Raw genomic sequence first — 4,647 nt, 5'->3', positions numbered from 1 at the left:
CGATCGCGCTACATAAATCTGGGATGAATCGGCTAACCGCAGATACTTTTGAGATTAACACTGATAGACGCAGATAATTTCCCAATGATTGGTGACGCCAGACAATCTTATCTGCGCTACAAGCGTTTTCGGGATTTTGGACTGCGACAGACCAATCTCGATACACGTGTGCAACGCGGCTACTAATCCGATGATAAACCTTTTGATGCCAACCATTGCCGATCGAACAACCGCGACTGATATCGAGCTCCACCGTCGCAGAGTACCGTCACAATCGTATGTCCGGGCCCCATTTGCTTCGCCAAAGCCACAGCAGCCCCCACATTAATTCCCACAGAACCGCCCATAAATAACCCTTCTTTCCTCAGCAATTGGTAAACCACGCGGACAGCTTCAGTATCATCAATTTGGATAGCATCATCCACCGGGGCATTCTCCATATTTCCAGTGACGCGACTGGTACCAATTCCCTCAGTAATTGAACTACCTTCAGTCTTAATTTCCCCAGTTTTGAAATAACTGTAAAGCCCGCTGCCCATCGGGTCTGCTAAAACAGCTTTTATCGCGGGATTTTTTGATTTCAAAAACATTGATACACCCGCAAAAGTGCCGCCCGTACCCGTCGCCGCCACCCAAGCATCAACTTTCCCATCGGTTTGTTCCCAAATTTCCGGGCCGGTTGTCTCAAAATGAGCTCGGCGGTTGGCTAAATTGTCAAACTGATTCGCCCAGACTGCATTTTCCATTTCCGCAGCCAATCTTCCCGACAGTTTGACATAATTATTCGGGTCTTTGTAAGGAACAGCAGGAACTGTCCGAACTTCAGCGCCCAAGGTTTTCAAAGCATCGATTTTTTCTTGAGATTGGTTATCGGGAATCACGATCAAACACTTGTAACCTTTAGCGTTGCAAATGTGTGCTAAACCGATGCCAGTATTACCGGCAGTTCCTTCAACAACAGTTCCCCCCGGTTTCAGCAAGCCTCTTTCTTCGGCGTCTTTGATGATGTATAAAGCAGCCCGATCTTTGACGGAACCGCCGGGATTGAGAAACTCTGCTTTGCCGAGAATTTCGCACCCTGTTTCATCGCTGAAGCTGTTTAATCGAATTAGGGGAGTATTGCCGATCGTGCCTACAAAGCCGTTTTTGATATCCATATTTTTTGATTTTTTCTATACTGTATAATTCTGACAATAACTTTGATATTTCGTGCTAGCAGTTTACCAAATTTTGCTCATATTTAGCACAAATCCCGGCAAAACTGGGTCGCCACTGACTGTCACCGGATTCTCCAAGCATTCCTCGGTCAAACCGGGGCGGTAGATGTAGACTCTGCGATTTTTGCGGTCAATCAGCCAGCCTAACTGCACTCCTGGTTCTCTCATATATTCTTGCATCTTTTCTTGCAAGGGCTTGAGATTGTCAGAAGCAGACCTAAGTTCAACTACAAAATCCGGGCAAATTGGGGCAAATTTTTGCTTTTGTTCCGGTGACAAAGCATTCCATCTTGCCAATTTTATCCAAGCAGCATCCGGCGACTTTTCTGCACCTGTAGACAGAGTAAATCCTGTACTGGAAGTAAATGCTAAGCCTGTACCGTTTTGTTCGGCCCAAACCCAGAGAGGCCCAAATATATTGCCTTCTCGATTTCCCGTCTCCGAACCAGTAGGAGGCATAATTAGCAATTCTCCCGATTTGTTGCGTTCAATCCGTAATTCACGATTGATTTGACAAAACTCGAAAAACTCGTCGTCTGTCATTTGGAGTTTTGGCGGGATGCGCAACACGATTTTAGATGTCAACATAATTGATTTACTCGATCGCTCCTTCCATACTTCAGCTTACCAAATCTCGCTCATATTGAGTACGAATCCCGGCAAAACTGGGTCGCCGCTGACTGTCGCGGGATTCTCCAAACATTCCTCTGGGAAACCGGGACGGTAAATGTAAACTCGGCGATTTTTCCTGTCTATAAGCCAACCCAGCCGCACTCCAGGTTCCTTCATATATTCTTGCATTTTTGATTGCAGCGGCTCTAAGTCCTCAAAATCTGGTCTGAGTTCAACTACAAAATCAGGGCAAATTGGGGCAAATTTTTCTTGCTGTGCTTTTGATAAAGCATTCCATCTTTCTAGTTTAATCCAGGAAGCATCAGGCGATCGCACGGAGCCGATCGATAAAGTAAATCCCGTACAAGAAGCAAAGCCAACCCCAGTTCCGTTTTCCTCTGTCCAAATGCCCAGTTCTCCAGTTAAAATAGCATTGCGGTTGCTGCTGATTCCGCCAACAAGAGTCAACAATAGTATTTCTCCTCGCTGGTTGCGTTCAATTCGCAAGTTGCGATTGATTTGACAGAAGTCGAAAAACTCGTCCTCTGTCATTTGCAATTCTGGCAACATTCGCAATACGATCGGAGATGACAGCATTTGGCATTTCCTCAAATCTAAATTGTTCTGACAAGATTGCACAATTTATTGGTTGGTAGTGAGGACTTCAACCCTCAAAAATCTGGAAAAACTAAAGTCCGAACGATCAAACCTGGAAGGACTAAAGTCCGAACGATCAAACCTGGAAGGACTTTAGTCCTTACTACGAACCTGAAGGACTAAAGTCCTTACTACGAACCTGGAAGGACTAAAGTCCTTACTACGAACTTGTTGGTAAATTAAACCTATTTATTCGGTTGAGGAGTCATCCGCAAATAAGGCTTAACTGGCGTATAACCTTTAGGAAATTTCTCTGCCAACTCAGCAGGGTCGGTAATCGATGGTACGATGACGCAATCGTCGCCATCTTTCCAGTCAACTGGAGTCGCAACGCTGTATTTGTCAGTAAGTTGCAGAGAATCAATTACCCGCAAAATCTCGCCAAAATTCCGACCGGTGCTGGCTGGATAGGTAATGCTCAAACGCAGTTTTTTGTCGGGATCAATTACAAAAACTGTGCGAATTGTTAAGTTGTTCAGCGAGTTAGGATGAATCATATCGTAAATGTCGGAGACTTTACGATCGCCATCTGCTAAAATTGGATAATTGAGAGTAACTTTTTGAGTTTCCTCAATATCTTTAATCCAGCCCATGTGAGAATCCACATCATCGACGCTCAGAGCAATGGTTTTGACGCCACGCTTGTCAAATTCAGACTTGAGACGGGCCACTGCACCGAGTTCGGTGGTGCACACTGGAGTATAGTCCTTGGGGTGGGAAAACAACACGACCCAGCTATCGCCGGCCCAATCGTAGAAATTGATTTCGCCTTCAGACGAGGCTTGGGTAAAGTTGGGAACTGTATCGCCTAATCGCAGTGACATAACTGGTTTCCTCTAATTTTATTTAACGACGGTTCTCTATCATCCCATAAGTGCCCGGTTTCTCGATCGCACTGTAAATGATTTTAAACTTTTTGGTCGATCGCCGACCAGTGCCATTACTGTAATATATAAATATATATGAGAGTTTTACCCTAAATTTTGTTGCTATGCTGTACTTTTTGCTGAAGACAATACAGCCTGTTTTAGTTCCCGTGTGTTGTGTCTGTGCCTGGGGTTTAGTTTTTTTGGTGTGTTCGAGTGTCGGGCGTGCTGTCGGCGACTCAATGCACAGAGCTCAGCGGATGCACCAAATCCCTTGTGCTAACTGCGTGTTTTTCACTGGCGACTACCACCTCAAGTGTCCCGTTCAGCCTACAATAGCTTTATCTGAAGATGCGATCGACTGTTCTGATTATCGATCGCATTCGGGAACTTACGGTTAAAAAAATCAGCCGTCGCTTGACATATTTCTTAACATCTCTCGCTATTTCGATTAAACTTAAGTTGCGAGTGAGAGATTTTCAGGAGTGTATCAAGAATGCTAGTTCAAAAACTAAACGGCTGCGACGAATTTATCGCGGGTGACGGTACCCAACTGCGAGAATTGCTGCATCCAGACAAACAAGCTGTGGATTTGCGTTACAGTTTAGCCCACGCGGCTTTACCAGCCGGACAAACTTCGGCGCCGCATTCCCTCACAACTTCTGAAGTTTACTACATCATCAGCGGCGTTGGAGAAATGCACATCGACGATGACACTCAATTGGTGGAAGTCGGAGATGCGATTTACATTCCGCCAAACGCCAAACAGTTTATTTACAATTGCGGCACAGAACCGCTAATATTTATTTGTATCGTCGATCCGGCGTGGCGAAAGGAAGACGAGACAATTTTTCAGTAAGGTGTCGAAAAATCTGTTTTAACAATAATAGGTTTAACAATAACAGCACCCAGCCATATGTACCGAGTGATTTCCTCTTTTGACAACTTCGATGCGGAGTTGCAAAAATCCTAGGATTCACTTGCATTGCTCCCCTCTAATTAGTTGAGGAAGTATCAGCTTTGTTGGTGGGTGCTGCTATTGATTTTTGATGGGACAGATGTGAGATTAAACAGCGTTTTACTCCTTTGATTCTATTCTGAACTTCGCTGTGGTATCTAGAATTGGTATCTGTCAGAGAAGCTTTTTGTTTGCTTCATATTATTAATGTACCACCTTGTTTTGGAAGCGCAAGTACCTGCAACTAAACTTTACAAAGGTCAGAAGTACGTCCGCTTCTTTTGTAACGGATGTAACGGATGTAACGGATGTAACGGATGTAACGGATGTAACGGAT

General features: G+C 44.7%; 6 protein-coding genes. 2 read left to right on the top strand and 4 right to left on the bottom strand.

Going from position 1 to position 4,647, the window contains the following annotated elements:
* Nucleotides 1-182 precede the first annotated feature (182 nt).
* From QT974_RS15530 to QT974_RS15515, 4 genes are all read right to left on the bottom strand, one after another.
* Complete coding sequence (locus tag QT974_RS15530; RefSeq protein WP_333469361.1) at nt 183-1,157, bottom strand: cysteine synthase A; 975 nt, start codon at nt 1,155-1,157, stop codon at nt 183-185.
* Between the two features lie 63 nt (nt 1,158-1,220).
* On the bottom strand, nt 1,221-1,805 hold the full coding sequence (locus QT974_RS15525; RefSeq protein WP_333469360.1) for a Uma2 family endonuclease: 585 nt from the start codon (nt 1,803-1,805) through the stop codon (nt 1,221-1,223).
* A 36-nt stretch (nt 1,806-1,841) separates the two neighbouring features.
* Nucleotides 1,842-2,426, bottom strand: a complete 585-nt coding sequence (locus tag QT974_RS15520; protein WP_333469372.1) for a Uma2 family endonuclease — start codon at nt 2,424-2,426, stop codon at nt 1,842-1,844.
* Nucleotides 2,427-2,671: 245 nt separating this feature from the next.
* Nucleotides 2,672-3,310 carry a peroxiredoxin gene (locus tag QT974_RS15515; RefSeq protein ID WP_333469359.1) on the bottom strand — a complete coding sequence of 213 codons (639 nt, stop codon included), beginning with the start codon at nt 3,308-3,310 and terminating at the stop codon, nt 2,672-2,674.
* Between the two features lie 167 nt (nt 3,311-3,477).
* Between QT974_RS15515 and QT974_RS15510 the strand changes: the two genes are divergently transcribed.
* Together QT974_RS15510 and QT974_RS15505 are read left to right on the top strand one after the other, a co-directional pair.
* Nucleotides 3,478-3,753 (top strand): hypothetical protein, encoded by a 276-nt coding sequence (locus tag QT974_RS15510; protein ID WP_293324304.1) that lies wholly within the window; start codon nt 3,478-3,480, stop codon nt 3,751-3,753.
* A gap of 95 nt (nt 3,754-3,848) precedes the next feature.
* Entirely contained in the window at nt 3,849-4,211 is a 363-nt protein-coding gene (locus QT974_RS15505) for a cupin domain-containing protein (RefSeq protein ID WP_333469358.1), read from the top strand.
* The last annotated feature ends 436 nt before the right edge of the window (nt 4,212-4,647 follow it).

It is taken from the genome of Microcoleus sp. BM001215392, assembly GCF_036700185.1.
In the GTDB taxonomy this organism is placed as follows: Bacteria; Cyanobacteriota; Cyanobacteriia; order Cyanobacteriales; family Microcoleaceae; genus Microcoleus.
This window is presented reverse-complemented; position numbering and strand designations above follow the sequence as displayed.